The 1,227-nt window shown below is 65.4% G+C and carries 1 protein-coding gene; it reads right to left on the minus strand.

Annotated features, from left to right (window positions below; all coding sequences use genetic code 11):
- Positions 1–1,177: FtsW/RodA/SpoVE family cell cycle protein (locus LQV45_RS33740; protein ID WP_230012159.1), on the minus strand; the 1,177-nt coding region annotated here is incomplete at its 3' end.
- Between the last annotated feature and the right edge of the window lie 50 nt (positions 1,178–1,227).

Here is a 1,227-nt window from a genome sequence, read left to right on the forward strand (position 1 = left end):
CCACAAAGCACTGCAGCGCGATCGCGAAGGAGAGCCCGGTGGCGAGCAGTTTGCCGAACGCGTCACGGGTGCCCAGCGCGGCGCGGAATCCCCGGGTGAACAGCAGCAGGTACATCAGGACGATCGCGAAGACGCCGATCAGGCCCAGTTCCTCGCCAAAGGAGGCGATGATCATGTCGCTGTTGGCGAAGGGGACGAGGTTGGGCCGGCCCTGGCCGAGGCCGGTGCCGACCAGGCCGCCGTTGGCCATGCCGAACAGGCCCTCGACAATTTGGAGGCTGCCGCCGAACTGGCGGCCGTAGACCTCATCGGTGAACGCGTTGAGCCAGCCGTCGATCCGCAGGGCCACGTGCGAGAACACGCGGGCAGCGACGACGCCGCCGACGGCAATCAGCACGAGGCCGATGATCACCCAGCTGATGCGGCTCGTGGCGACGTAGATCATGACGAGGAACAGGCCGAAGAAGAGGATCGAGGATCCGAGGTCACGCTGGAAGACCAGCACGCCGATGCTCACGAGCCAGGCGGTGATCATGGGGCCCATGTCCTTGAACCGCGGGAACTGCACCGGGCCGATCTTGCGGCCCGCCAGCAGGATGAGGTCCCGGTTCGACGACAGATAGCCGGCAAAGAAGATGGCCAGCGTGATCTTGGCGATTTCACCCGGCTGGAAGGTCATGGAACCGATCTTGATCCAGACGCTGGCACCCAGGACCTCGCCGGCGGAGACGCCGGGAACCAGCGGCAGGATGAGGAGCACGGCGCTGATGGCCAGGGAGATATAGGTGAAGCGGCGCAGGATCCGGTGGTCCTTGAGGAACCAAATGACCGCGATCGCGACCGCCATGGCCACCAGGGTCCAGCGCAGCTGGTTGTTGCCGGTGTCTTCGCCCACCCTGTCCAGCCGGTGGATCATGGCCAGGCCCAGCCCGTTAAGGGCGACCACGAGCGGAAGTATTACCGGGTCGGCATATTTTGCGCGGAGCCGCAGCACCACATGGAAGGCGAGGGCGGCCAACGCCAGGAGTCCGGACTGGAACCAGAAGTCGGTGTCAAACGCTTTTTGCCGGTCCACGCCCACGAGTGCCTGGGCACCAATCCCTACGGCGAGGGCGAGGACCAGGAGGACAAGCTCCACGTTTCGTCGTGGCCTGGGCACGGGGTCGATGGGTGTCATTTGGCCCCCTCGCAATTCGTAGTCGGGGTGGCGGATGGCGACGGCTTGGC

Source organism: Microbacterium sp. Bi128 (assembly GCF_918698205.1).